This is a genomic window from Streptomyces albus subsp. albus (genome assembly GCF_000719865.1).
In the GTDB taxonomy this organism is placed as follows: domain Bacteria; phylum Actinomycetota; class Actinomycetes; order Streptomycetales; family Streptomycetaceae; genus Streptomyces; species Streptomyces albus_E.
On sequence record NZ_JOID01000082.1, the window covers coordinates 1 to 862 of the forward strand.

General features: G+C 70.0%; 1 protein-coding gene. It reads left to right on the top strand.

All coding sequences use genetic code 11. From position 1 onward, the window contains the following. Positions 1-817 (top strand): RNA-guided endonuclease InsQ/TnpB family protein (locus IF83_RS0129460; RefSeq protein ID WP_030549447.1); only part of this gene is annotated, 817 nt, incomplete at its 5' end. Positions 818-862 lie beyond the last annotated feature (45 nt).

An 862-nucleotide genomic window follows, 5' to 3' on the forward strand; every position in this document is an offset into this window, starting at 1 on the left:
CCGGGTCCGCCTGCAAGGCGTCGGACACGTCCGCGTCCACCGGCACCGGAGCGTGAAGGGCCGGGTGAAGGCGGTCAGTGTCAAGCGGGAGGGGCGCCGCTGGTATGTGATCCTGGCCTGTGACGAGGTGCCCGGCGAGCCGCTGCCCCCGACCGGCAGCAGGGTGGGTATCGACCTGGGCACGGTCCACTTCCTCACCGACTCCAGCGGCCGCCACGTCGAGAACCCGAAGTTCCTTCAGACATCGGCCGGGGAACTGGCCGCAGCGCAGCAGCACTTGGCGACGTTTCCCAAGCGCACGCGGCGTCGCACGAAGAAGCATCGTGCCGCAGCCCGCAAAGTCGCCAAGCTGCACGCCAAGATCCGGCGCCGGCGTCTGGATCACCACCACAAGCAGGCCCTCGCCCTGGTCCGGAAGCATGACGTGATCGGGCACGAGCGGCTGAACACCACGGGCATGACGAGGGCGCCCGCACCCCGGCCCGACCCCGACCGCGACGGTGCGTTCCTGGCGAACGGCGCCGCGGCGAAGGCCGGGCTGAACCGCAGTATTCTCGACGCGGGTTGGGGGCAGTTCCTGCGGATCCTGGCGGACAAGGCTGAAAGCGCCGGCCGCCGCGTGATCCCGGTGAACGCCCGCAACACTTCCCGCACCTGCCCACCCGCAATCGGCGGGTGCGGGCACGTGGCGAAGGAGAACCGCGTCACCCAGGCGAAGTTCACGTGCGTCAACTGCGGCCTGGTCGCGAACGCCGACCACGTCGGCGCGCTCAACGTCGCACACAGGGCCGGGCTGGTCCTCTGTGACGGTGCATAGCCACCGCCACAGGAAGCCCGCGACTTCAGTCGTGGGTGGAGTCAC